General features: G+C 74.8%; 1 protein-coding gene. It reads right to left on the bottom strand.

Translation table 11 applies throughout. From position 1 onward, the window contains the following. Positions 1–64: 64 nt before the first annotated feature. Positions 65–1,756, bottom strand: coding sequence for an ABC-F family ATP-binding cassette domain-containing protein (locus DQW06_RS12065; protein WP_117198445.1), 1,692 nt, complete (start codon positions 1,754–1,756; stop codon positions 65–67). Positions 1,757–2,185: the final 429 nt, after the last annotated feature.

Raw genomic sequence — 2,185 nt, forward strand, 5'->3', positions numbered from 1 at the left:
GGAGCGGCAGGAGGGGCCGACGGGGGTCGGCGGCGCCCTCCTCGGCGGCCACTCCGGGGAAGGGCTACACGGGTCCGGCCGTGTCCTGCCCGGCCACGGCACCGTCGGCCAGCCGCAGCTCCGACCAGGCCCAGTTGCGGCGCAGCCACCGGTCGTGCGAGGCCACCACCACCGCGCCGGGCGCGGTGCCCAGCGCCTCCTCCAGCTCCTCGGCCAGTGCCAGGGACAGGTGGTTGGTCGGCTCGTCCAGCAGCAGCACGTCAGGGGCGTGTCCCACCAGCATCGCCAGTGCCAGGCGTCGCCGTTGCCCCACGCTGAGCCTGCCCACCGGCCGGTCCAGGTCGCGCGGTGCGACCAGGCCCAGGTCGGTCAGGCGGGGAGCGCCGGGCAGGGTTCCGTTCAGCCCGTCATAGAGCGAACGCGGGGTCCGCTCGGGATCGGGGAAGACCACGTCCTGTTCCAGCAGGGCGACCGCCGCCCCGCGCCGCCACAGCACCTGGCCCGACTCCGGACGCAGCCGGTGCCCCAGGGCGTACAGCAGCGTGGACTTGCCCGCGCCGTTGGGCCCGGTGACCAGCAGGCGCCCGTCCGTGGGCACGTCCAGGCGGTCCAGGCGCAGCCGGCCCGGCACGACCAGGTCGCGCACGGTGATCGCGTGGCCGTCGGCCGTGCCCGGGTCGCGGGTCAGCGAGGCGCTGAACTCCAGCGGCCTGGGCGGTTTGCGCACCTGGTCGCGCTCCAACTCCTCCAGCCTGTTCCGGGCGTTGCGCACCCGGCGCGAGACCTGCTTGTCCACGCGCCCGCCCAGGAAGTCGTAGCCCATCTTGTCGTTGTCCCTCGGGGCGCGGTTGTGCGAGACCTGCCGGGACGTGGTGCGCACCGACTCGCGCAGGCCCTTGAGGGCGTCCTGCTCGTCGCGGTAGCGCTGCTCCCAGCGTTCGCGCTCCAGCTGTTTCTCCCTGAGGTAGAAGGAGTAGGCACCGCCGTAGTAGACGGGACCGTCCACGGCCGGGTCCAGGTCGAGCAGGCCGGTGCACACCGCGTCCAGGAACACCCGGTCGTGGCTGGCCAGCACCACCACTCCCGGCAGGCCGCGCAGGTACCCCTCCAGGAACTCCAGCGCCTGGTCGTCGAGGTGGTTGGTGGGCTCGTCCAGCAGCAGGGCGCGCGGGCGGCGGATGAGCAGGGCCGCCAGGCCCAGGCGTCCGCGCTGGCCGCCCGACATCCGCCCCACCGGCCGGTCCGGACCGATACCGTCCAGACCCAGTCCCGCGACCACCAGTTCGGCCCGGCGCTCGGCGTCCCACACCTCCAGCAGTTCGGCCTCGGCCAGGGCCTCGGAGTACTCCCGCAGGGCTTCGGCGTTCTCGGGCGCGCCGTCCAGCGCGGCCGCGCTCGCGGTCAGCCGCCGCTCCACCCGCCGGGCCGGTTCCAGGGCCTCGGCGATCACCCGGGCCAGGGTCGTGTCCGGGGCGTGGGGCAGCTCCTGGTACAGGAATCCGGTGTCGGCGGGGCGTTCCACCCGCCCGGCGTCGGGTTCCTCCTCCCCGGCCAGCAGCCGAAGGAGGGTGGACTTGCCCGAGCCGTTCTCCCCCACCAGGCCGAGCCGCTGGCCGGGGGCGACGTCGAGGTCCACGCCGTCGAACACCACGTGGTCGCCGTAGGCCCTGGCGAGGTCGCGGGCGCGCAGCAGGGGCGGGCCGGTCTGGGCGGTGTGCGATGCGGAGGCGGCGCCGGTCGTGTTGCCGAGGGTCATAGGGGTGGTCCACCCTTCGTTTCGGGGTGGGCCTCGATGCGCGGGACCGGTGCGCCTGCGCGGCGCGGTCCGGGGACGACACGGAGGTCGTCGACATCGAGACCGCACCGGGGACAGTGCCAGTACACGCCGAGCGGGGATCCGGCTCCAGCCACGGTGGGCGAGCCCCGCGCGCTCGGCGGTCGTCGGTCTCGATGTCACATGCGCATGTTGCGCCCAGGCTAACCCGCCGGGGCGGCGCGGGCAACGGAATTACGCGGGTGTCCGGTCAGGTGCGCTGACCGGCTTCGCCGCGCGGCGCCGCGCACCTGGAGGGGTTCTCCCACCCCTCCCCCTGGCACCTCGGGAGGGTCGGCCGTCGGGGGGCCGGGCCGGGTACTCCCCGGCATCGGCTCACCGGCCGCATCAGCGTGTGGTCGGCCCGGGGGG

The organism is Nocardiopsis sp. TNDT3, from assembly GCF_003427465.1.
In the GTDB taxonomy this organism is placed as follows: domain Bacteria; phylum Actinomycetota; class Actinomycetes; order Streptosporangiales; family Streptosporangiaceae; genus Nocardiopsis; species Nocardiopsis dassonvillei.

Bases quoted from the DNA above. Each gene is read 5' to 3' on its own strand.
- DQW06_RS12065 (WP_117198445.1), bottom strand. From the start codon at position 1,756: ATGACCCTCGGCAACACGACCGGCGCCGCCTCCGCATCGCACACCGCC.